Source organism: Serratia sp. PGPR-27 (assembly GCF_022678525.1).
Taxonomy (GTDB): domain Bacteria; phylum Pseudomonadota; class Gammaproteobacteria; order Enterobacterales; family Enterobacteriaceae; genus Serratia; species Serratia nematodiphila.
In genome coordinates, this window is record NZ_JALBYS010000028.1 from 30,934 (window position 1) to 53,818 (window position 22,885).

21 protein-coding genes are annotated in these 22,885 nt (G+C 58.7%); 9 read left to right on the forward strand and 12 right to left on the reverse strand.

The features are described from left to right. Positions 1-40: 40 nt before the first annotated feature. From ssuB to ssuE, 5 genes are read right to left on the reverse strand one after another with little or no spacing between them, the layout of a single operon-like run. Positions 41-814, reverse strand: coding sequence for an aliphatic sulfonates ABC transporter ATP-binding protein (ssuB, locus tag MMS95_RS15975; RefSeq protein WP_015377344.1), 774 nt, complete (start codon positions 812-814; stop codon positions 41-43). Continuing rightward, on the reverse strand, positions 811-1,605 hold the full coding sequence (gene ssuC / locus MMS95_RS15980) for an aliphatic sulfonate ABC transporter permease SsuC (RefSeq protein WP_044031527.1): 795 nt from the start codon (positions 1,603-1,605) through the stop codon (positions 811-813). Before ssuC ends, ssuB begins: the two co-directional genes overlap by 4 nt. A gap of 11 nt (positions 1,606-1,616) precedes the next feature. Beyond that, a complete protein-coding gene (ssuD, locus tag MMS95_RS15985) occupies positions 1,617-2,765 on the reverse strand; it encodes an FMNH2-dependent alkanesulfonate monooxygenase (RefSeq protein WP_015377346.1) in 1,149 nt (382 codons plus the stop codon). 19 nt (positions 2,766-2,784) lie between these two features. Then, positions 2,785-3,750, reverse strand: coding sequence for a sulfonate ABC transporter substrate-binding protein (locus MMS95_RS15990; RefSeq protein ID WP_088381439.1), 966 nt, complete (start codon positions 3,748-3,750; stop codon positions 2,785-2,787). 24 nt (positions 3,751-3,774) lie between these two features. Further along, positions 3,775-4,353, reverse strand: a complete 579-nt coding sequence (gene ssuE, locus MMS95_RS15995; RefSeq protein WP_004928176.1) for an NADPH-dependent FMN reductase — start codon at positions 4,351-4,353, stop codon at positions 3,775-3,777. A gap of 258 nt (positions 4,354-4,611) precedes the next feature. On the opposite strand from ssuE, the gene pyrD reads away from it, so the two are divergent. Together pyrD and MMS95_RS16005 are read left to right on the forward strand one after the other, a co-directional pair. Continuing rightward, on the forward strand, positions 4,612-5,622 hold the full coding sequence (pyrD, locus tag MMS95_RS16000) for a quinone-dependent dihydroorotate dehydrogenase (RefSeq protein WP_015377348.1): 1,011 nt from the start codon (positions 4,612-4,614) through the stop codon (positions 5,620-5,622). A gap of 176 nt (positions 5,623-5,798) precedes the next feature. Continuing rightward, positions 5,799-6,347, forward strand: coding sequence for a cell division protein ZapC (locus MMS95_RS16005; RefSeq protein ID WP_004928171.1), 549 nt, complete (start codon positions 5,799-5,801; stop codon positions 6,345-6,347). A 6-nt stretch (positions 6,348-6,353) separates the two neighbouring features. Here the strand turns inward: MMS95_RS16005 and MMS95_RS16010 are convergent, their stop codons facing one another. Then, positions 6,354-7,457: a YcbX family protein gene (locus MMS95_RS16010; protein WP_075684387.1), complete on the reverse strand. Its 1,104-nt coding sequence runs from the start codon at positions 7,455-7,457 to the stop codon at positions 6,354-6,356. A 103-nt stretch (positions 7,458-7,560) separates the two neighbouring features. On the opposite strand from MMS95_RS16010, the gene rlmKL reads away from it, so the two are divergent. From rlmKL to rmf, 6 genes are all read left to right on the forward strand, one after another. After that, positions 7,561-9,687, forward strand: a complete 2,127-nt coding sequence (gene rlmKL / locus MMS95_RS16015; protein ID WP_242141942.1) for a bifunctional 23S rRNA (guanine(2069)-N(7))-methyltransferase RlmK/23S rRNA (guanine(2445)-N(2))-methyltransferase RlmL — start codon at positions 7,561-7,563, stop codon at positions 9,685-9,687. A gap of 5 nt (positions 9,688-9,692) precedes the next feature. After that, positions 9,693-11,597 carry an ABC transporter ATP-binding protein gene (locus MMS95_RS16020; protein WP_015377351.1) on the forward strand — a complete coding sequence of 635 codons (1,905 nt, stop codon included), beginning with the start codon at positions 9,693-9,695 and terminating at the stop codon, positions 11,595-11,597. A gap of 73 nt (positions 11,598-11,670) precedes the next feature. Beyond that, entirely contained in the window at positions 11,671-12,987 is a 1,317-nt protein-coding gene (gene pqiA / locus MMS95_RS16025) for a membrane integrity-associated transporter subunit PqiA (RefSeq protein WP_015377352.1), read from the forward strand. Continuing rightward, positions 12,974-14,620 carry an intermembrane transport protein PqiB gene (pqiB, locus tag MMS95_RS16030; RefSeq protein ID WP_075684389.1) on the forward strand — a complete coding sequence of 549 codons (1,647 nt, stop codon included), beginning with the start codon at positions 12,974-12,976 and terminating at the stop codon, positions 14,618-14,620. Before pqiA ends, pqiB begins: the two co-directional genes overlap by 14 nt. Beyond that, positions 14,617-15,177 carry a membrane integrity-associated transporter subunit PqiC gene (gene pqiC, locus MMS95_RS16035; protein WP_015377354.1) on the forward strand — a complete coding sequence of 187 codons (561 nt, stop codon included), beginning with the start codon at positions 14,617-14,619 and terminating at the stop codon, positions 15,175-15,177. Before pqiB ends, pqiC begins: the two co-directional genes overlap by 4 nt. Before the next feature lie 270 nt (positions 15,178-15,447). Then, positions 15,448-15,618, forward strand: coding sequence for a ribosome modulation factor (gene rmf, locus MMS95_RS16040; RefSeq protein ID WP_004928150.1), 171 nt, complete (start codon positions 15,448-15,450; stop codon positions 15,616-15,618). 72 nt (positions 15,619-15,690) lie between these two features. On the opposite strand, the gene fabF is transcribed toward rmf, so the two are convergent. The 4 genes from fabF to MMS95_RS16060 all read right to left on the reverse strand — a co-directional run bounded on the left by fabF (position 15,691) and on the right by MMS95_RS16060 (position 20,144). Next, a complete protein-coding gene (gene fabF, locus MMS95_RS16045; protein ID WP_242141944.1) occupies positions 15,691-16,959 on the reverse strand; it encodes a beta-ketoacyl-ACP synthase II in 1,269 nt (422 codons plus the stop codon). Further along, positions 16,956-17,483 carry a helix-turn-helix domain-containing protein gene (locus tag MMS95_RS16050; RefSeq protein WP_031300129.1) on the reverse strand — a complete coding sequence of 176 codons (528 nt, stop codon included), beginning with the start codon at positions 17,481-17,483 and terminating at the stop codon, positions 16,956-16,958. The genes fabF and MMS95_RS16050 overlap by 4 nt, the downstream gene beginning before the upstream one ends. Before the next feature lie 325 nt (positions 17,484-17,808). Continuing rightward, entirely contained in the window at positions 17,809-18,327 is a 519-nt protein-coding gene (gene fabA, locus MMS95_RS16055; protein ID WP_004928144.1) for a bifunctional 3-hydroxydecanoyl-ACP dehydratase/trans-2-decenoyl-ACP isomerase, read from the reverse strand. Positions 18,328-18,395: 68 nt separating this feature from the next. Continuing rightward, complete coding sequence (locus tag MMS95_RS16060; protein WP_088381441.1) at positions 18,396-20,144, reverse strand: Lon protease family protein; 1,749 nt, start codon at positions 20,142-20,144, stop codon at positions 18,396-18,398. 210 nt (positions 20,145-20,354) lie between these two features. Between MMS95_RS16060 and matP the strand changes: the two genes are divergently transcribed. Then, the gene (gene matP / locus MMS95_RS16065) at positions 20,355-20,813 is read left to right on the forward strand and encodes a macrodomain Ter protein MatP (protein ID WP_004928138.1); all 459 of its coding nucleotides are present in this window, start codon (positions 20,355-20,357) and stop codon (positions 20,811-20,813) included. Positions 20,814-20,915: 102 nt separating this feature from the next. Here matP and ompA read toward each other — a convergent pair whose 3' ends face one another. Both ompA and sulA read right to left on the reverse strand, forming a co-directional pair. Beyond that, positions 20,916-21,995 carry a porin OmpA gene (gene ompA / locus MMS95_RS16070; RefSeq protein ID WP_015377358.1) on the reverse strand — a complete coding sequence of 360 codons (1,080 nt, stop codon included), beginning with the start codon at positions 21,993-21,995 and terminating at the stop codon, positions 20,916-20,918. Positions 21,996-22,351: 356 nt separating this feature from the next. Further along, positions 22,352-22,858, reverse strand: coding sequence for an SOS-induced cell division inhibitor SulA (gene sulA, locus MMS95_RS16075; protein ID WP_015377359.1), 507 nt, complete (start codon positions 22,856-22,858; stop codon positions 22,352-22,354). Between the last annotated feature and the right edge of the window lie 27 nt (positions 22,859-22,885).

A 22,885-nucleotide genomic window follows, 5' to 3' on the forward strand; every position in this document is an offset into this window, starting at 1 on the left:
GACATCAAGGGACGGCCTGGGCCGTCCCTTTTTCATTCATTCAATTCGCCGCCCGGCGCGCGGCGTCCGTCGCGGCAGGCGGCGATAACACCCGTTCCAGCACTTCGGCCTCCAGTTCCGCCAGCCTGGCCGAGCCTTTGCGGCGCGGCCGCGGCAGATCGATGCTCAGATCCAGCCCGATATGCCCCTCTTCAATCAGGATCACCCGATCCGCCAGCGCGATGGCTTCGCTGACGTCATGTGTGACCAGCAGTACGGTAAAACCGTGTTGTAGCCACAGCGTTTCTATCAGCCCTTGCATCTCGATGCGCGTCAGGGCATCCAGCGCTCCGAGCGGTTCATCCAGCAGCAGCAGGCGGGGGCGGTGGATCAGCGCGCGCGCCAGGGCGACCCGCTGCTTTTGTCCGCCGGACAGCGCCGCCGGCCAATCGCGGGCGCGATCCGCCAAACCGACCGCTTCCAGGGCTTGCAACGCCGCGTCGCGCCACTGGCCGCGCAGCCCCAGACCCACGTTATCGATCACCGTTTTCCATGGCAGCAGGCGCGCATCCTGAAACATCAACCGGGTATCCTCTTTAGCGGCGGCGAGCGGCGCGTTGCCGCTGAGCAGCGCGCCGCTGCTGGCCTGTTCCAGGCCGGCCAACAGGCGCAGCAGGGTGCTCTTGCCGCAGCCGCTGCGGCCGACCACCGCCACGAACTGCCCGGCGGAAATGCGCAGCTGAATATTGTCCAGCACCGTGCGGTTGCCGTAACGTTTGCCGATAGACTCCAGCGTCACCGGCGTGCCTTGTGCAAGGCGAGCGGGAAGGGTCATAGCGCTTCTCCCTGTTTCAGTTGATAGGCCGGATGCCAGCGCAACCAGACGCGCTCCAGCAGCTGTGCGCCCACGTCCGCCAGCTTGCCGAGCAGGGCGTACAGCACGATCGCCACCACCACCACGTCGGTTTGCAGAAATTCACGCGCGTTCATCGCCAGGTAGCCGATGCCCGAATTGGCCGAGATGGTTTCGGCGACGATCAGCGTCAGCCACATGAAGCCGAGAGCGAAACGCACGCCGACCATAATCGACGGCAGCGCGCCCGGCAGCACCACCTGTGTAAACAGGCGGAAACCGCTCAGGCCGTAGCTGCGAGCCATCTCCAACAGGCCGCGATCGATGTTTTTGATGCCGTGATAGGTATTGAGATAAATCGGGAACAGCGTGCCGAGCGCCACCAGAAAGATCTTGGCGGATTCATCGATGCCGAACCACAGGATCACCAACGGGATCAGCGCCAGATGCGGCACGTTGCGGATCATTTGCACCGAGCTGTCCAGCAGGCGTTCGCCCCAGCGCGACAGCCCGGTAATAAAGCCGAGTATCAGTCCGATGCTGCCGCCGATGGCGAAGCCTAACAACGCGCGCTGGCTGCTGATGCTCAGGTGCTGCCACAGTTCGCCGCTTTGGCTCAGGCGCCAGAAGGCGGCCAGCACCGCACTCGGTGCCGGCAAAATGCGGTTGGAGAGCCAGCCGGTTTCGACGGCGATTTGCCAGATGATCACCAGCGCCAACGGCAGCGCCCAGGGAGCCAGCCGATACAGGATGCGTTGTACGTTATTTGCCATCGGGGCGCTCCTCAGCTCTGCGATACTTTTTGCGGAACATAGATGTTGGCCACCACTTCGCCCTGCGGACGCACCGGCTGAAGGCGAGCGGGCGTTTCCTCCTGCGCCAGATCGAGGTGCGGGAACAGCAGTTCGCCGACGCGGTAGGCCTCTTCCAGATGCGGATAGCCGGAGAGAATAAAGGTGTCGATGCCCAGATCGGCATATTCCTGCATGCGCGCCGCGACCGTCGGGCCATCGCCCACCAGCGCGGTGCCGGCGCCGCCGCGCACCAGGCCGATGCCGGCCCACAGGTTCGGGCTGATCTCCAGGTTATCCTTTTTGCCGCCGTGCAGCGCCGCCATGCGCCGTTGGCCGACGGAGTCGAAGCGCGCAAAGGCCTGCTGCGCGTTGGCGATGGTTTCCTCATCGAGGTGGGCGATCAGCCGGTCAGCGGCGCGCCAGGCTTCTTCGGTGGTTTCCCGCACGATGACGTGCAGCCGGATGCCGAAACGCACCTGGCGGCCTTTCGCCGCCGCTTTGGCGCGCACCTCTTCGATCTTCGCCTTAACCTGCGCCGGCGGCTCTCCCCAGGTGAGATACATTTCTACCTGCTCGGCGGCCAGATCCTGCGCGGCGGCGGAGGATCCGCCGAAATAGAGCGGCGGGCGCGGCTGTTGCACCGGCGGGAACAGCAGTTTGGCGCCTTTCACCTGAATATGCTTGCCGTGGAAATCGACGGTTTCCCCTTCCAGCACCCGGCGCCAGATGTGGGTGAACTCGGTTGAGGCTTCGTAGCGTTCTTCATGGCTAAGGTGCAGCCCCTCGGCCGCCAGCTCTTCCGGATCGCCGCCGGTGACCAGATTGAACAGCGCGCGCCCGTTGGACAGGCGATCCAGCGTCGCCGCCTGGCGCGCCGCCAGCGTAGGGGAGATGATGCCCGGCCGCAGCGCGACCAAAAATTTCAGCCGCTGGGTGACCGGGATCAGCGAGGCGGCCACCAGCCAGGAGTCTTCGCAGGAGCGGCCGGTGGGGATCAGCACGCCGCCGAATCCCAGCCGATCCGCCGCCTGGGCGATCTGCTGCAAGTAACCGTGATCGACGCTGCGCGCCCCTTGTGCGCTGCCAAGATAGTGGCCGTCGCCGTGGGTGGGTAAAAACCAGAAAACGTTCAGGCTCATCGTCAATGCTCTCCCGTATTTATTGCGCGCTAGGGCGCCAGATGCGTTGCGAGATGTCGACCTTCACCGGCACCAGCCGGTTGGTGTAAAACAGGTCGGCGGTTTGCTGCTGCGCGGCGATGGTATGCGCATCGAGCGGTGTGATGGCGGTCGGGGGGCGGTGATCCAGATAGCTGGCGATCACCGGTTCCGGCAGCCCCATGGCGTTGGCCAGCAAGGTCACGCTTTGCGCCCGGTCGCTGCGGGTGAGCGCATCGGCCTGGGTCAGCACCGTCAGGATCTGGCTGATAAAGGCGCCGTTGGCTTCGACATAAGGGCGCGCCGCCAGATAGAAGGAGCCGGTCTGGTTCAGATCGGTGCCGTCGCCGAGCACCCGCACGCCGCCCTGCAGCAGCGCGGCGGAATAATAAGGATCCCAGATCGCCCAGGCATCGACGTTGCCCTGTTGGAATGCGGCGCGCGCATCGGCGGGCGTCAGATAGGCGGGCTGGATATCCGTAAATTTCAGTCCGGCTTTTTGCAGCGATCGCAGCAGCAGGTTATGTGAGCTGGATCCTTTCTGGAACGCGACCTTATGGTCTTTCAGATCTGCGACGGTTTTGATCGGGCTGTTTTCCGGCACCAGGATCACTTCCGCCTTCGGTTTGGGCGGCTCAACGCCGACATACAGCAGATCGGCCCCGGCGGCCTGCGCGAAGATCGGAGGAATATCGCCGGTGCTGCCCAGATCGATGCTGCCGACGTTCAGGGCCTCCAGCATTTGCGGGCCGGCGGGAAACTCGATCCAACTGATGCGGGTGGCGGGGAAACGTTCCTCCAGCAGCCGGTGGCTCTTCGCCAGCACCAGACTGACCGATCCTTTTTGGTAGCCGATGCGGAACTGCGCCGGATCCTGAGCGACGGCGGCGTTGGCCCAAACCAGCGACAGCAGGCCGGTGAAGGCGGCGGCGCTCAGCCAACGCCGCAAAGCAATGCGTTGTTTCATTCAGGCTCTCCTTTTCCAGGCGTTTCAGGCGGTTTGACGCGCCGCCAGTGGCGAGGCGACGCGCAGCGCCGGCGGTTTGCGGCGGCCAAGTGCCAGATAGAAACTGGCCAGTGCCTCTTCCAGCCGGGCGGCCACGGCGTCGGTGAGCGTGGCGCCTTCGTCGGTCAGCTGGATCTGGCTGTCGTCGGCGAACACGCCGTGCAGCACCTCTTGCGCTTTCAGCGCCGCCAGTACCGGTTTCAACGCATAGTCCACCGCCAGCATGTGGCCGATCGAACCACCGGTCGCCAGCGGCAACACCACCTTATGATCCAGAGCGCGTTCCGGCAGCAGATCCAGCAGGGTTTTCAGCGCGCCGGAGAACGACGCTTTATAAACCGGCGTGGAAATCAGCAGGCCGTCGGCCTGCGCCAGCTGCTCGGCAAACGCCTTGATCGCCGGACTGTTGAAGTTGGCGTACAGCAGATCTTCGGCGTCAAAGTCGTGCAGGGTATAGGCCGTCACTTCCACCCCTTGCTGCCGCAGCCAGTTCTGACTCAGCGAGAGCAGCGCGGCGGAACGTGATGGGATGCGTGGGCTACCGGCCAGTGATATAACGCGCATTGCCACTCCTTATAACTAAAAGTTAGGTTTAATTAGAAAATCAATGGGAAGTGTTTTAAACCTACCAGCAACCGGGCGCGTTTTTTAAATCTCATTTTTTGATTTGGATATGCGCAAAAGCGGATTAGCGCCGATTTGGCGGTGAAGAGGGAAAACGATTGCGTAAAAACGGCTTTTTTTGCCTTTAATCAATTCCAATTAGGCGGGGGATACCGGATAATACGCCCCCGGTTTGCAACCGGGAAATCAGGAGAGTCCATGTACTACCCCCTCATCAGGAAAGCGTTGTTCCAGCTCGATCCGGAGCGCGCGCACGAAGTGACCTTTCGTCAGCTCAGCCGTATTACCGGCACCCCATTAGCGTTTCTTGTCCGTCAGTCCGTGCCGACCAAACCGGTCAACTGCATGGGGCTGTCGTTTAAAAACCCGCTGGGATTGGCCGCCGGTCTGGATAAAAACGGCGAATGCATCGATGCGTTCGGCGCGATGGGCTTCGGCCATGTGGAAGTCGGCACCGTGACGCCGCGTCCGCAACCGGGCAACGACAAGCCGCGCTTGTTCCGCGTGGTTGAGGCGGAAGGCCTGATTAACCGCATGGGGTTCAATAACCATGGCGTGGACAATCTGGTTGAAAACGTTAAGAAATCCCATTTCGGCGGCATTCTTGGGATCAATATCGGCAAGAATAAAGACACGCCGGTCGAGCAGGGCAAAGACGATTATTTGATCTGCATGGATAAAGTTTATCCGTATGCCGGATATATCGCGATTAACATCTCTTCACCGAATACGCCGGGGTTACGATCCTTACAGTATGGCGAAGCGCTGGACGATCTTTTGGCTGCGATTAAAAATAAGCAGCAGGAATTACATGCGCGTCATCACAAATATGTGCCGGTGGCGGTAAAGATCGCGCCGGATCTTTCAGAAGAAGAATTGATCCAAATTGCCGATAGCCTGGTGCGGCATAATATCGATGGCGTGATCGCCACCAATACCACGTTGGATCGAAAATTGATCCAGGGGTTGAATTACTGCGAACAAGCGGGCGGGTTAAGCGGGCGTCCGTTGCAATCACGCAGCACCGAAGTTATCCGTCGTCTCTCCACCGAACTGCAGGGGCGCCTGCCGATTATTGGCGTAGGCGGCATCGATTCGCTGACGGCGGCGCGCGAAAAAATGGAGGCCGGCGCGAGCCTGCTGCAAATTTATTCCGGATTTATCTATCACGGCCCGCGTTTGATTAAAGATATCGTTACCCATATCTAATATTTTTCCTCTCATTTTATTCCGGGGGTTTATTTCTGCCCCCGGCTCGTCTATATTTTGTTCGTTAGCTTAAATATCGTTCGCGGAATTATCCGATGTTTAAGCGATTTCATCGGTGATAAAATCGCCTTTTAGGGTGAGTGCGGCGTTGGCATAGGCAGCGAGAAGGATACGAAATGAAGATAAAACCTGACGATAATTGGCGTTGGTATTTTGATGCCGAACACGATCGGCTAATGCTGGATTTAGCTAATGGTATGATCTTTCGTTCACGTTTCCCGGCCAAAATGTTAACGCCGGACGCCTTTGATGAATGTGCTTTTTGCGTGGATGACGCCGCCCTTTATTTCACCTATGAAGAACAGTGCAAGCAGGTCAAGCTTAGCCATGAACAGCGCGCCGAGCTGGTGCTGAATGCGCTGGTCGCCTATCGCTTCCTGAAACCGCTGATGCCAAAGAGCTGGCATTTCTCGCAGCAGCATTACCCGCTGCAGCCGAAAAACGGCGAGCTGGCGGCGGTGAAAGTGATGGAGAGCGGCGCGGAAGCGCGCTTGCTGGTGGTGGAGGCCGGGGATAACGCCAGCCTGTGCCTGCTGGCGCAAAATCAGCTGACGGTCGCTGGCCGTACCATGGTCTTGGGCGACGCCATCAAGGTGATGCACGATCGGCTGAAACCGTGCGCGCAGGATGAAAGCGCCGCCCCGGCTTACGACAGGGCGGTATAAGGCGGATTACGCCAGGGTCAAATCACTTTTCGGGATGCAGCTGCAGCACAGGATGGTGCCGTTGTCGCCCAGCGCGCTTTTCTTCAGGGGCGCGACTTCACCGCTCAGCAACGTAATGCGGCAACTGCCGCAAATCCCGGCGCGGCAGGAGTAAGGCACGCGGATGCCTTGCTGTTCCAACTGTTCGAGCAAGATCTGCTGGTTGTTGCCGGTAAACACCTTTCCTTCATATTCGATCGTGACGCTGTGCGCGCTGTCTTGCGGCACCTGCACGCTCTCCACCACTTTGCCTGCGCCATAAGGGCGCGGCGGCTTGGTCGACAGCACTTCCACCGTATCGCCCACGCGGATGATGCCGCTGTTGCGGGCGATCATATTCTGGCCGAAATCGATATCGCCGTTGTCGGCGGAGCGGAATTTTTGCAGCGTGCTGAGCGGTTCGCCGCTCGGGTGCTTGCGGCCGCGCTCGGTGCTGACGGTGGTGAGCACGCAGCGGCTGCAGGGTTTCACCAGATCGAACATCACGTCGCCGACGCGGATCACCTGCCAGCCGTCCTCGGCCCAGGCGGTGGCGCCGCTCACCACCAGATTGGGGCGGAACTGTTCCAGCTTGATGCTGCCGGGGCAACGCTGCTGCAGATCGTTAAACGAGGCCTGGTTAATCAGCAGATAAGGATAGCCGTCGGCAAACGTCAGTGGGATTTCGGGGTGCTTCTTCACCCGGCGGGTCAGCTCCGGCCCCAGCCAGCGCAGCTGCACGTCGCGCTGGAAATAGCCGCTTAGCCAGCGGTTGATCTCATCTGGCGCGATCAGCGCGGTGAAATGGTTGCCCCACACCTCGGTCGGCTGCGGCGCGGCGGCGAAGTCGCTGAAGCGAATGGCGGCGCTTTCGCCGTCCGGCGCGGTCAGGAATAGCCCGTCCGGCAACAGCGCCGGCGTGAACAACACCATCTGCGGGTATTGGCGCGCGGTAATAAAGGTGCCGTCCGGCTCGGTGATCATAAAGTTGCGGTCGAAGGCCAGACCGCTGCTGCCGACCTGGGCGTAGGAAAGCTGCAGGCCGCGCAGTGATTTAACCGGATGGACGTAGAGTCTGGAAAGCGTGATCACCCTTATCTCCGTGCGATGATTAAATAGAAGGGAGCAACTTTATGACAAGCGGTGCGGATTAGCTATAATGCGCAACAATTTTCTTTTTGGTGATAAGTACGATATGAACTCTCTGTTTGCCAGCACGGCGCGTGGATTGGAAGAACTGTTAAAAAGCGAGCTGGAAGCGCTTGGCGCTCACGACTGCAAAGTGGTGCAGGGCGGGGTACATTTTCAGGGTGACGATCGTCTTCTGTACCAAAGCCTGCTGTGGAGCCGCCTGGCTTCGCGCATTCTGTTGCCGCTGAACGAATTCCGCGTGCACAGCGATCTGGATCTGTACCTCGGGGTGCAGGTGATCGACTGGCCGAGCATTTTTGGCGTGGATAAAACCTTTGCCGTGCATTTCAGCGGCGTGAACGAAGAGATCCGCAACAGCCAGTATGGCGCGCTGAAGGTGAAAGACGCCATCGTCGACAGCTTTACCCGTAAACTCGACCAACGCCCGACGGTCGCCAAGCAGCAGCCGGACATTCGCGTTAACGTCTTCCTGCAACGTGATATGGCTAGCGTGGCGCTCGATCTGAGCGGCGAAGGCCTGCACCAGCGCGGCTACCGCGATCTCACCGGCCAGGCGCCGCTGAAGGAAAACCTGGCGGCCGCCATCGTGTTGCGTTCCGGCTGGCAGCCGGGCACGCCGATGCTTGATCCGATGTGCGGCTCCGGCACGCTGTTGATCGAAGCGGCGATGATCGCCGCCGATCGCGCGCCGGGTCTGCACCGTCAACACTGGGGCTTCAGCGCCTGGAATGGCCACAACGCCGAACTGTGGCGTGAAGTCACCACCGAAGCGCAGGTGCGCGCGCGTCGCGGCCTGCAGGAAACCGCCTCTCGCTTCTTCGGCTCCGATATCGATCGCCGGGTGATTGAGATGGCGCGCGGCAACGCCCGCCGCGCCGGCGTCGCCGAGCTGATCACCTTCAACGTCGGCGACGTCGCGCGCTTGACCAACCCGCTGCCGGAAGGCCCGCACGGCACGGTGATCAGCAACCCGCCTTACGGCGAGCGTCTGGAAAGCGAACCGGCGCTGATCGCGCTGCACAACATGCTGGGGCGCGTGATGAAAAACGCCTTCGGCGGCTGGCAGCTTTCGCTGTTCAGTGCCTCGCCGGAGCTGTTGAGCTGCCTGCAGCTGCGCGCCGAGCGCCAGTTCAAGGCGAAGAACGGCCCGCTGGAGTGCGTGCAGAAAAACTATCAGCTGGCGGCAAGCCCGGCCGGTAGCGCCACCGGCGGCGTGCAGGTGGCGGAAGATTTCGCCAACCGTCTGCGCAAGAATTTGAAGAAGCTCGACAAGTGGGCGAAGCAACAAGGCATTGAATGCTACCGCCTGTACGACGCCGATCTGCCAGAATACAACGTCGCGGTGGACCGTTACGGCAGCAAGGTGGTGGTGCAGGAGTATGCGCCGCCGAAAACCGTCGATGCGCAGAAGGCGCGTCAGCGCCTGTTCGATGTGATCAACGCGACGCTGGCGGTGCTGGAATTGCCGTCGAATCAGCTGATCCTGAAAACCCGCGAGCGCCAGAAGGGCAAAAATCAGTACGAGAAACTGGCGCAGAAGGGCGAGTTCCTGCTGGTGGAAGAGTATAACGCCAAGCTGTGGGTCAACCTGACCGACTATCTCGATACCGGCCTGTTCCTCGATCACCGCATCGCGCGCCGTATGCTGGGCGAGATGAGCAATGGCAAGGACTTCCTCAACCTGTTCGCCTATACCGGCACCGCCAGCGTGCACGCCGGGCTGGGCGGCGCGCGCAGCACCACCACGGTGGACATGTCGCGCACCTACCTGGAATGGGCGGAGAAGAACCTGCGCGCCAACGGCCTGACCGGCCGTCAGCATCGGCTGATCCAGGCCGATTGCCTGTCTTGGCTGAGCAACGCCAATGAACAGTTCGACGTGATCTTCATCGATCCGCCGACGTTCTCCAACTCCAAGCGGATGGAGAACACCTTTGACGTGCAGCGCGATCATCTGGCGCTGATGAAAGATTTGAAACGGTTGCTGCGCCGCAACGGGACCATCATGTTCTCGAACAACAAGCGCGGTTTCCAAATGGATATGGCAGGGCTGAGCGCGTTGGGTCTGGAGGCGAAAGAGATCACCGCCAAGACGCTGTCGCAGGATTTTGCCCGTAACCGTCAGATCCACAACTGCTGGCTGGTGACTCACGCCGGCGAAGGAAAATAATTACTATGTCGTTAATCAGCATGTCCGGCGCCTGGCTCTCTTTCAGCGATGCGCCACTGTTAGACAACACCGAAATTCATATTGAAGACAACGAGCGCGTGTGTCTGGTCGGGCGCAACGGCGCCGGCAAATCCACGCTGCTGAAGATCCTCGGCAAAGAGATCCCGCTGGACGACGGTCGGGTGATCTACGAACAGGATCTGATCGTGGCGCGTCTGCAACAGGATCCGCCGCGCAATATCGGCGGCAGCGTGTTCGACTTCGTGGCGGAAGGCGTTGCGGAGCAGGCGGAACACCTGAAGGCCTATCACGCGATCTCCCACCTGGTGGAAAGCGACCCGAGCGAGAAAAACCTGGCGCGCATGGCGCAAATCATGGAGATCCTCGATCACCAGGGGCTGTGGCAGCTCGACAGCCGCATCAGCGAAGTGCTGCTGCAGCTGGGGCTGAACGGCGACGCCGAGCTTTCCTCACTGTCCGGCGGCTGGCTGCGTAAAGCGGCGCTGGGCCGCGCGCTGGTGAGCTCGCCGCGCGTGTTGTTGCTCGACGAACCGACCAACCACCTGGATATCGAAACCATCGACTGGCTGGAAGGTTTCCTGAAAGAGTTCGACGGCAGCATCGTCTTCATCTCGCACGACCGTTCGTTTATCCGCAACATGGCGACGCGCATCGTCGATCTGGATCGCGGCAAGCTGGTTTCCTGGCCGGGCAACTACGATCTGTATCTGCAGAGCAAAGAAGAAGCGCTGCGGGTGGAAGAGCTGCAAAACGCCGAGTTCGACCGCAAGCTGGCGCAGGAAGAGGTCTGGATCCGTCAGGGCATCAAGGCGCGCCGCACCCGCAATGAAGGCCGCGTGCGCGCGCTGAAGGCGCTGCGCGTCGAGCGCTCGCAGCGCCGCGAAGTGATGGGCACCGCCAAAATGCAGGTGGAAGAGGCGACCCGCTCTGGCAAAATCGTGTTCGAGCTGGAAGACGTCAATTATCAGGTTGGCGAAAAGGTGCTGGTGCGCGGTTTCTCCGCCCAGGTGCAGCGCGGCGACAAGATTGCGCTGGTGGGGCCGAACGGCTGCGGCAAAACCACGCTGCTGAAACTGATGCTCGGTCAGCTGAAAGCCGACAGCGGCCGCGTGCACTGCGGCACCAAGCTGGAAGTGGCCTATTTCGACCAGCACCGCGCCGATCTCGATCCTGAGCGCACGGTGATGGACAACCTGGCGGAAGGCAAGCAGGAAGTGATGGTCAACGGCCGTCCTCGCCACGTATTGGGCTATCTGCAGGACTTCCTGTTCCACCCGAAACGCGCGATGACGCCGGTGAAGGCGCTGTCGGGCGGTGAGCGTAACCGCTTGCTGTTGGCTAAGCTGTTTCTGAAACCGAGCAATCTGTTGATCCTCGATGAACCAACCAACGATCTCGACGTCGAAACGCTGGAGCTGCTGGAAGAGCTGATCGACGGCTATCAGGGCACCGTGCTGCTGGTCAGCCACGATCGTCAGTTCGTTGACAACTCGGTGACCGAGTGCTGGATCTTCGAAGGCAACGGCGTGATCAATGCCTTCGTCGGCGGTTACTACGATGCGCATCATCAGCGCGCGACGGCGAAACCGATTCGTCAGGCGGCGCCGAGCGCGAGCAAACCGGCGGCGGAGAAAAAGGCCGAACAGCCGAAGAAAACGGCGGCCAAGCTGAGTTACAACCTGCTGCGTGAGCTGGAACAGTTGCCGCAGCGGCTCGAACAGCTGGAAGCGGAAATCGAAGCGCTGCAGGCGCAGATGAGCGACGCCGACTTCTTCACGCGGCCGCATAGCGAAACGCAAGAAGTGCTGACAGCGCTGGCTGATGCCGAGCAAGCGCTGGAACAGGCTTTCGCCCGTTGGGAAGAGCTGGAAGCGATGAAAAACGGCTGACCGTTGCGATGCCGCCCGCGCGCTGCTGCGGGCGGCATCGACGTGCCGGTGAGCGACGTTATTTAGGAGGAATATGGTGTGTTCCCACAACAATCATCAGCAGCATAGTCATTCCGCACCCTCGGCGGCGCAGCAGGATAACCTGATGCTGTGTCCGCAGTGCGACATGCTGGTGGCGCTGCCGCCGCTGGCCTATGGCAGCAAAGCGGTATGCCCGCGCTGCAAAACCACGCTCAGCGCCCGCTGGGACGAGCCGCGCAAGCGGCCGATCGGTTACGCGCTCAGCGCCTTGTTCATGCTGGTGCTGGCCAACATTTTCCCGTTTATCAACATGCGCGTCGCCGGCCTCGGCAACGAAATCCGGCTGATCCAAATCCCGGAAGTGATGGTGGCGGAAGACTACGCCAGCATGGCCACCTTGTTTATGGTGTTCGTGCAGCTGATCCCGGCGTTTTGCATGGTGGCGATTATCCTGCTGTGCGCCAGAGTGCGCTTGCCGCTGGGGCTCAAAGAGTGGATGGCTCGGGTGCTGTTCCAGTTCAAGACCTGGTGCATGGTGGAAATTTTCCTTGCCGGGGTGCTGGTCAGCTTCGTCAAGCTGATGGCCTACGGCGATATCGGCATCGGCAGTAGCTTCGTGCCTTACTGCCTGTTCTGCCTGCTGCAGGTGCGCGCCTTCCAGTGCGTGGATCGGCGCTGGCTGTGGCAGGATATCGAACCGGCGCCGCGACTGCATCGCCCGCTGACGGTGGGGCGCACCGGCATGCGCCAGGGCGTGCGCTCCTGCGCGTGCTGCACGGCGATCCTGCCGGCCGATCAGGTGCGCTGTCCGCGCTGTCACACCAAGGGCTACGTGCGGCGTCGTCACAGCCTGCAGTGGACGCTGGCGCTGCTGGTGACCTCTGTCATGCTGTATATTCCGGCCAACCTGATGCCGATCATGGTGACCGAGGCGCTGGGCAACAAGATGAACTCCACCATCATGGCGGGGGTGATCCTGCTGTGGGGGGACGGCTCTTATCCGGTGGCGATGGTGATTTTCATCGCCAGTATCATGGTGCCGTCGCTGAAAATGTTGGCGATCGGCTGGCTGTGCTGGGATGCGAACGGCAGGAAGAAACCGCGCGCCGACAGCGAGCGTATGCATCTGATTTATGAAGTGGTCGAATTCGTTGGCCGTTGGTCAATGATCGACGTGTTTGTGATCGCCGTGTTGTCGGCGTTGGTGCGAATGGGGCAGTTGATGAGCATTTATCCCGCGACGGGCGCCGTGCTGTTCGCGCTGGTGGTGATCCTCACCATGTTCGCCGCCATGACATTTGATCCCCGGCTGACCTGGGATCGCGCAAGTGAAACAATCAACAAGGAGCCGCAAGGTGACGGAAAATAATCATAGCGTCGCAGACGTTGAGAAGATCAAACGCTGGTCGCCGGTGTGGATCATTCCCATCGTGACCGCGCTGATCGGCGCCTGGATCCTGTTTTACCACTTCAGCCATCAGGGGCCGGTGGTGACGCTGGTGACCACGACGGCGGAAGGGCTGGAAGCGGGTAAAACCAAAATCAAAAGCCGCAGCGTTGACGTCGGGGTGGTGGAAACCGTCACGTTGAGCGATGACCTGAGCAAGGTGATGGTGCAGGCTCGCCTCAATTCCGGCATGGAAAAATTGCTGCGCCAGGATTCCGCCTTCTGGGTGGTGAAGCCGCAGATCGGCCGTGAAGGCGTCTCCGGGCTGGGCACGCTGCTCTCCGGCGCCTATATCGAACTGCAGCCGGGCAACAAAGGCAAAGACGGCAAAGACAACTATCAGCTGCTCGATGCGCCGCCGCTGGCTTCCCCGGATGCCAAAGGGTTGCGCATCGTGCTGGACAGCGAGAAATCAGGCCAGCTCAACGCCGGCGATCCGGTGCTGTTCCGCGGTTATCGCGTCGGGTCGGTGGAAACCAGCTACTTCGATCCTAAAGAACGCGCCATGCGCTATCAGCTGTTCATCACCGCGCCTTACGATCAGTTGGTCACCACCAACGTGCGCTTCTGGAAAGACAGCGGCGTGGCGTTCGATATGTCGGCGCAGGGCATGCGGGTGGAGATGGGCTCGTTGACCACGCTGTTCAGCGGCGGGGTCAGTTTTGACGTGCCGGACGGCTGGGATCGCGGCGATCAGGCGAAAGAGAAGGCGGAATATCAGCTGTTCGACAACCAGCGCAGCACGCAGGATTCACTGTATACCGTGCATAAGGATTACCTGCTGTTCTTCTCCGACTCGGTACGCGGCCTGCAGCCGGGCGCGCCGGTCGAGTTCCGCGGCATCCGTCTGGGTACGGTGGCGCAGGTGCCGTTCTATAAAGACGGCATGGCGCAGCGTCTGGATAACGATTACCGCATTCCGGTGCTGATCCGCATCGAGCCGGATCGCTTCCAGAAACAGCTGGGCGGCAACTTCGATATTGAAGGGCACCTGAAAGATGCGGAATCTCGCGGCATGCGCGCCTCGATGAAGTCCGCCAACCTGCTGACCGGTTCGCTGTACATCGATCTCGACTTCTATCCGCAGGAAAAACCGTGGAAAGGGCCGCGCGAGCTGTTCGGTTATCCGCTGATGCCGACCACCAGCGGCGGTCTGGCGCAGATCCAGCAGAAACTGATGCAGACGCTGGATAAGATCAACTCAATGCCGATCAATCCGATGATCAACGAAGCGACCAAGACGCTGGCGGAGAGTCAGAAAACCATGAAGTCGACGCAGCAGACCATGAAGTCGCTGAACGACATCATCGCCAGCAAAGAGATGCAGGCGCTGCCGCAGGACATGCAGAAAACGCTGTTGGAACTGAACCGCAGCATGAAAGGGTTCCAGCCTGGTTCACCGGCTTACAACAAGATGGTGGGCGATATGCAGCGCCTCGACCAGGTGTTGCGTGAGCTGCAACCGGTGCTGCGCACCCTGAATGAGAAGAGCAACGCGCTGGTGTTTGAAGCCGCCGGCAGCAATGACCCTCAGCCGAAGAAGGCCACGAAATGATGAAATGGATCCCGGTAGCCCTAGCGCTGTTGCTCAGCGCCTGCAGCAGTTCACCACAAAAGACTTACTATCAGTTGCCGGCGCTGGGTGCGCCTGCTGCGGCCAGCAGCAGCGGCGCTTCCACGCGCCAGCTGTGGCTGGAACACGTGAGCGTGGCGGATTATCTGGCGCAGAGCGGCGTGGTGTATCAGACCAACGACGTACAGTATGTGATAGCCCAGAACAACCTGTGGGCCAGCCCGCTCGACCAGCAGTTGCAGCAAACGCTGGTCACCAACCTGAGCAGCGCGCTGCCGGGGTGGGTGGTCTCTTCGCAGCCGATGAGCAGCGATCAGGATGTGCTGAACGTGACCATCAGCGGCTTTCACGGTCGCTTTGACGGGAAAGCGATCATTCGCGGCGAGTGGGTGCTGAACCGCCAGGGGCGTTTGATCAAAAGGCCTTTCAACCTGGAGCTGAAACAGGGTGAAGACGGCTATGATGCCCTGGTGCGCACTCTGGCGCAGGGGTGGCAGCAGGAAGCCCAGGCTATCGCAGCACAGATGGGCGGCATTTAGTCATAATTTGGTCTAAAATCGTCTAATCCCTGTCGGCGTGAAAATCCGTTTTTTCTCGCTGGCAGGGATTTCTATTTCATTTCAAACAGTTAACCCCTTTCCCAGCAGATCAGCCACTTAGCACTTTCCTCGGGCGTAGCTCACAAATATGACATTGGCGTGAATTTTGCGCATTGATCTTCTCTTCTTTTAGCGCTATTGATTACTCGTGGCTGCGCAAAAAGCAGCCATTGTTTTCTTTCCACCAGACCAAAATGAGGGAAACGAGGCATGAAGAGACAGAAACGCGATCGTCTGGAAAGGGCGCATTCGAGAGGGTATCAGGCAGGTATTTTAGGGCGTTCCAGGGAACATTGTCCCTACCAATCATCGGTGGACGCCCGGTCTCAATGGCTGGGAGGTTGGCGAGAAGCCATGGAAGACAGGGCTGTGACCGCTTAAGCGGCTCCCTGTCAAATAAAAGGAATAACCTCCGCCCTTGGCGGAGGTTTTTGTTTGTGCCGTTTACTCGTCCTACCAGCGTTTCAGTAGAATACTCGCATTCACGCCGCCAAAGCCGAAGCCGTTCGATAAGGCGTAGGTTATGTTCATCGATTCAGCCCGTTTCGCGACCAGGTGTAAACCTGCCGCCGCCGGATCGGGATTGTCCAGATTCAGCGTCGCGGGGGCGATCTGATCGCGCAGCGCCAAGGCGGTAAAGATGGTTTCCAGCCCCCCGGCGGCGCCGAGCAGGTGCCCGGTGGCGGATTTTGTCGAGGTTACCGCGACGCTTCCTGTCGTGCCAAACAGGTGTTTGATGGCATTGATTTCGCCCAGATCCCCTACGGGTGTCGACGTCGCGTGTGCGTTTAAATGCTGAACCTCTTCTGGGGCGATGTTCGCCTGCCTCAACGCGATTTTCATCGCCCGATAAGCACCGTTGCCGTCTTCGGCACCGGAGGTCATGTGGTAGGCGTCGGCGCTGGTGCCATAACCGACGATTTCCGCGAGCGGGGTGGCGCCGCGCGCCAGCGCGTGTTCCAGCGTTTCAATCACCAGCATGCCGGCACCTTCCCCCATGACAAATCCGTCCCGTGCACTGTCGAAAGGCCGGGAAGCCTGCCTTGCCAACTCGGCCGGTGCGGTGGACATAGCGCGCGCGGCGGCGAACCCGCCCAGGCTGACGGTATCTATAGCGGCTTCGGTGCCGCCGCACACGGCGATATCGGCTTCATCATTGCGGATCATACGCACTGCGTCGCCAATGGCTTGCACGCCGGCGGCACAGGCGGTGACCGGCGCGCCAATCGGCCCCTTGAAGTGGTGTTTGATTGAAACGTGGCCGGCCGCCAGATTGACCAGGAATGAGGGGATGGTGAACGGCGACAGCCGCTTGGCGCCGCGGCTGTCGGTGGTGCGCACCGCCTGGGCAATCGCCGGGAAGCCGCCAATGCCCGAGGCGATGACGGTGGCGGTGCGCTCTTGTTTTTCGTCCGTATCGGCTATCCAGCCGGCCTGACGAACGGCTTCATCCGCCGCCGCCATGGCAAACAGGATAAAGCGATCCATTTTCTTTTGGTCCTTGGGGGCGACGGCAGCGTCGGGGTTGAAGCCCGCTTCAGCATCCTGCGCCAGCGCCGGAACCTGACCTCCGACCTTGACCGGTAAATCTGCAACGATCTCGTCAGGCAACGCTCGAATGCCGGACTCTCCTTTTAACAAACGTTGCCAGATGGCTTCAACACCGCACCCTAGCGGTGAAACGGCGCCCATGCCGGTAATGACGATACGACGATTGCTCATGATGGCTCCTTGGTAAATTCGGGTAAATCGGCGAGGCGCCGTTGCCGCATCAGTGCGGCGCGTTGATGTATGCCTTCATTTGCCGCAGGCCCTGGTGCCAACGTAATAAACTGCGGCGGCACCTGCTGTTGGGTATCGACATTGACCAATTGGACCTGGATCGGCCGATCGGTGCGGCCGTCGACTAACAAGGCGCTGATGTCACCATCGATCAAATGGCGATTGCCCCATTCTGAAAGAGCCGCCAGCACGGGGAGAAAATCGTTGCCGCGTTCGGTGAGCAGATACTGATAGCGAACCGGCCGCGTTTGATAACGTTGCTTATGCAGAATGCCGTGGGCTACCAAATCCTTCAGTCGCCGGGCCAGGAGAGTCGGTGACATCCCCAGACTTTGTTGGAATTCGTCGAATTTGGATAACCCCTGAAAGGCATCACGCAGGATCAGAATGCTCCACCATTCTCCGACACGATCTAATGAACGTGCGACGGGGCAAGGTGCATCGCTAAAGCGGGTTTTTTGCATATCGGCCCTTAGTTGGTACATTTACTGTAGTTACATGGGTGGCTATACTAGGTGATTTTAAGGGGCAAGAAAATAACCGGATGCAAAAAACGCTATCGTGTCGATAGCTGGCTGTGGGAGGGGGGCGCTCAAACTGGCCTGTGGCTTTGACCGTTTCGGGCAGGAAAAGGGTAGAGACAGGAGGGATAAGTCGGTTCGGTAACGGGCGATTAAAGGAGGTAGGTAGTCTTTAAACGGTAAGAGAAAGAAATGCCATCACGCTGGGCGTGATGGCATGCGAAGAGCATTAGCAAAGAAGACGATGGCCGCCCTCTCGTCTGCGTGATTAGAACGCTGTGGTATCCTTGAACAGACCCACTTTCAGATCGGTGGCGGTATAGATCACTTCGCCGTCAACCAGCACTTCGCCATCGGCGACGCCCATGATCAGCTTACGGGTGATGACGCGTTTGAAGTTAATACGGTAGGTCACTTTTTTCGCGGTTGGCAGCACCTGGCCGGTAAACTTGACTTCACCAACGCCCAGCGCGCGGCCTTTGCCTTCGCCACCCAGCCAACCGAGGTAGAAACCAACCAACTGCCACATCGCATCCAGGCCCAGACAGCCTGGCATGACCGGATCGCCGATAAAGTGGCAACCGAAGAACCATAGGTCCGGATTAATATCCAGCTCCGCTTCCACATAACCTTTGTTGTGAGTCCCGCCGTCTTCGGTCATCTTGACCACGCGGTCCATCATCAACATGTTACCTGCCGGCAACGGTGGGCCACCGGCGCCGAACAGCTCGCCACGGCCGGATGCTTCGAGGTCTTCTTTCGTATAGGAATCGCGTTTATCTACCATGTTCTCAGTAAGCCTTATTTTAATGAAGGACGCAGGTTAGCTAACACGTGTACGCTGAACAAGTCCGATCAGCCGTGGTTGAACCAGTTGAGCCAGCGCAGCGGCCAAGGACGACGGCGTTCCTGCAGGCTCACCTGCGCAATCCGTTCCTGAATGGCCGCCAACAAATTCGGCTGTTGTTCGTCAGAGTAGAGGCAACCTGTGAGCAAAGGCAAGGCTTCCGCCGCGCTCTCTACCGCCCACAGATGGAACTGCCCCTCGCGCACCGCGTCGACGATATCTTGACGCAGACACAGATGGCGCACGTTGGTCACGGGCAATACGACACCCTGTTTGCCCGTCAGGCCGCGGCGTACACAAACCTCGAAGAAACCTTCGATCTTTTCGTTAACGCCACCTATCGGCTGTACGTTGCCGAATTGGTCGACGGAGCCAGTGACGGCGATCTGCTGGGTGATCGGTTGCTGTGACAGGGCGCTGACCAATGCGCATAGCTCAGCCAGCGAGGCGCTGTCACCGTCCACTTCACCATAAGATTGCTCAAAGACGATGGAAGCGGAGAAGGGCAGCTGCTGATCAAGATCCAGTTCGGCGATCAGAAACGCCTGCATGATCATCATGCCTTTAGCGTGCAGGTTGCCGCCCAGTTCGGCTTTGCGCTCGACGTCGGTGAACTCGCCGTCGCCGAGATGCACAACGCAACTGATCCGTGACGGTTCGCCAAAGCTGCGTGGATGACCGGGATAATCCAGGACAGACAGACCGTTGATCTGTCCGACCACTTCACCCTCGGTCTCAATCAGGATCTGACCCAACTCAATCTCATCCTGCATACGCTCGGCCAGATAGCTTTCGCGCCATTCTCGGGCATTTAACGCCGCCTCGAACGCTTTGGCCGTAATGAGATCTTCTTCGGCATACAGTGCGGCTTCGGATAGCTGCTGGCCAAGCCAAACCGGCGAGAGTGGTAGAATGCCCTGATCGCCACTGTAACGCACAGCCTGGACGATCAGCGGCGGCCAGGCGTCGTTCGCCAGCATCGGCAATTGCTGGTCGGCAATCACGCCGTTGACGTAACCGCACCACTGCGTCATATCATCAACTTCAGTCAGCTGCAGATCGTCTTCGAATTCACCGTAGATCGCTTGTTCACTCAGTTCCGGCTCGATATCGTGAAAATCGGCCAGGCCGTGACGATCGCCGACTACAATCAGCCGCAGATCCAGCGGCATCGGTGGAATGGCTACCGGCAGCGGGCGGGTTTCGTCTGGCGAAACCCAGTGGAACTGGCGCTGGCCGATCATTTGCTTCAGCCGCAGCCACAGCAACGGCTGAGCAAGCAGCGCCCGCGCCGACAGAATCAGAATGCCGCCGTTGGCCTGGTGCACCAGACCCGGCTGCAGGGTAATGTCGCCATTGTGGATCCGTACGCAGCCAAACAGCTGTTCCGGTTCAATCCACTCCTGGAACAGACAAGCGCCGCCGGCGGCAAAAGGTTCATCGCCACGGCTGGCTGGCTCGACGCTGACCTTGCCATCCTGAATGACATAGTGGCTGCCGCGGCATGCCGTATTTTTCGGCAGCAGTGGTTTGACGGCGTGAGCGATCAGTTCCAGATACTCTCGCGTTTCTTGCGCTTTCAACAGCATGAAACGCGGTGGCGATTGGGGGTGGCAAAATAGCGTCAGGGCATTTTCCAGCCGAGGCTGAATGGCGGAAAAGGGCACGGGTGCCAACTGAGCGGCGGTATCAAATATCGCCTGATAAGGCGTTACGTCCGGCAATAAAGATTGCCATTCAAGTCGGTTATTGGTCAAAGTGTTAGATGCAATCGTTAAAAAGGGAAAGGGCGATTATACAAGAATAACGGCGGCTTGATACATGTGGAGTGCCAGTTGGCATCAGGGAGTTTGACATCGCGCGGTGACTGTGCAAAAAACAGTCTAAAAGACGGTTTAATTGCCGGGGAAATTCGGCGCAAAGCTGTTATGCTTATTTGAAGTTACGCGGTCACTGAAGAGCTCAAGATGAAATATCAGCAACTGGAAAATCTGGAGAGCGGTTGGAAATGGAAGTACCTGGTGAAAAAGCATCGGGAAGGGGAACTCATTACCCGCTACATTGAAAACAGCGCTGCTCAGGAGGCGGTTAACGAGCTGCTGAAGCTGGAAAATGAGCCGGTAAAGGTACTTGCATGGATTGCCGCTCATATGAATCCGGAACTGGATAACCGGATGAAACAAACGATCCGCGCCCGCCGCAAACGTCATTTTAACGCAGAACACCAGCATACGCGTAAAAAATCTATCGATCTGGAGTTTTTGGTTTGGCAACGATTGGCTGCCCTGGCGCGCCGCCGTGGCGTTACGCTGTCGGAAACCGTCGTGCAGCTTATCGAAGACGCTGAACGCAAAGAAAAGTATGCGAACCAGATGTCGTCGTTGAAAGAAGACTTGAAGGCGATTCTTGGCAAAGATCCCAAGTAAGCGCGTGAGAACGCCCCTATGGCGCCAGGCATTGAATGTTCTGGCAACAAGAGGACGAAAAAAAACCCCGCATTGGCGGGGTTTTTTATTAGGCGAGTAAACTTAGCCCTGAGGCTGAGTTACAACGTCTTTGATACCTTTAACTTCGATCTCTACGCGACGATCTGGTGCCAGGCAAGCGATCTGAGCTTTGGTAGCGCGGCCAGATTTGTAGCCACAGGTGTTGCCTGTAACTGCATCTGCTTCACCCATACCACGTGCAGAGATTTTGTCTGACGGGATGCCTTTGGAGACCAGGTAGTCAACAACGCTCTGTGCGCGTTGTTCAGACAGTTTCTGGTTGTACTGGTCAGAACCAACGGCGTCGGTGTAACCCAGAACAACTACGGAGCCGTCTTTAGGATCCATGGAGCTCAGCTGGGTGTACAGCTGATCCAGAGCCTGCTGGCCTTCTGCTTTCAGAGTAGATTTGTTGAAGTTGAACAGCACGTCAGACTTCAGAGTGAAACGCTTGGTTTCAACAACTGGAGCTGGAGCCGGAGCTGGTGCTGGAGCAACTACGTCATCCTGACCGAAGCGGTAAGAAACGCCCAGGCTCAGCATAGTGTTGTCTGGACGTGCGCCAACGGTACCTGCGTCACCGATGTTGCTTACGAACTGGTAATCCAGGCGGGTAGCCCAGTTTTTGGTCAGTGCGTATTCAACACCAACAGCAGCCAGCGGAGAAACGCCGGTGTCGTGGTCGCTCAGACGCTGACCAGTACGGCCGTAGTTAGCTTTGGAGTCTGCACGCCATACCATACCACCCAGACGAGTGTAGATGTCCAGATCGTCAGCAATTGGGTAGCTCAGTTTAGCGGCCAGTTGAACGCCCTGCGCTTTGAAAGCACCGTTGTTCACGCTGCCTTTGTAAGGCATGCGGCCGAGCCAGTCATAGCCCAGCTCGAAGCCCAGGTATTGGTTTGCCTGGTAGCCCAGGAACGCGCCGGCACCCAGCTGATCTTTATGGGTTGGGCCGTTGCCGATACCGTTCTGGTAACCGTTGCCGTAGAAACCAGTGTCGTGGTACTGGGACCAGCCCAGTTTAGCACCGGTGTACCAGGTGTTATCTTTTGGAGCGGCTTGCGCTACGGTAGCGAAACCTGCCAGTGCCACTGCTAATGCGATAGCTGTCTTTTTCATTTTGCGCCTCGTTATCATCCAAATAGGCAATGAGCTTTAAAGCTGTTTAAGCCCTTGGTTAAATTCCTTCGCCAAGGTTTAAGCCCTCGTTTGTTACTCGCCAGTTTTTCTGACGTTATAGAGCAACCTTGGCGATGTAAAGTCTACAACGTGGCGCGAAAGTTACAAGTGTGATGTGATAAGGCTCTAAAAAAAAACGCGGAATCGTACATATTTGCTAACATTCTTAGCCTAAAAAAGCGGCGATTCATCGAGCGTTTTTGCCTGCCAAACCGCAGCCGGACTCGCTTTTTGCCTTCCCCCACAAAGGTTCCGCTTAGGGGGTGCGAAAATGATGGGAAAAATCCTAAATTTACTTAATGATACAAAGAAGAGTGAATTTTTAGGGTAGAACAGTGTCCGTGAGTCGGGCTAATGTCACGTTGAGGGCGCATGATAAACCCATAGGCATTACCCAATTCTGCCGCACGTCTTAATTTTAGACGATCCTCCTCCGTTAGCTCGGGCAACCAGCCGAGAACCACGCTGTAATTTCCCGTTTGCAGCGCTTTTTCCATCGCCTCGACCGTATTCACCGGGCTGATCTGGCTCAGTTGCACCATTTTATCTACAGGCAGACCGGATTGCTGCAGCCATTGCTTGCTTAATTTTTGCTGCGGCGTCAGCCACAGAAGCCAGCGAGACTGTTTGCCCAATTGCAGCAGCAGGGGCAACAGTAATTGAGCCACTGCGGGCTGGCGCTCGTTGTAAACAAGTTCACTGATCAAGCCATTCTCTTTGCCGATATCCGTGTTCTTCGCAACATTGCGCGTTGTATAAGAGCCATGGCCGAAATGAGGTTGGTAGAGTGATTGAGTACGCATAAAGTTCCCGCCCGTCGTGTTACTGTA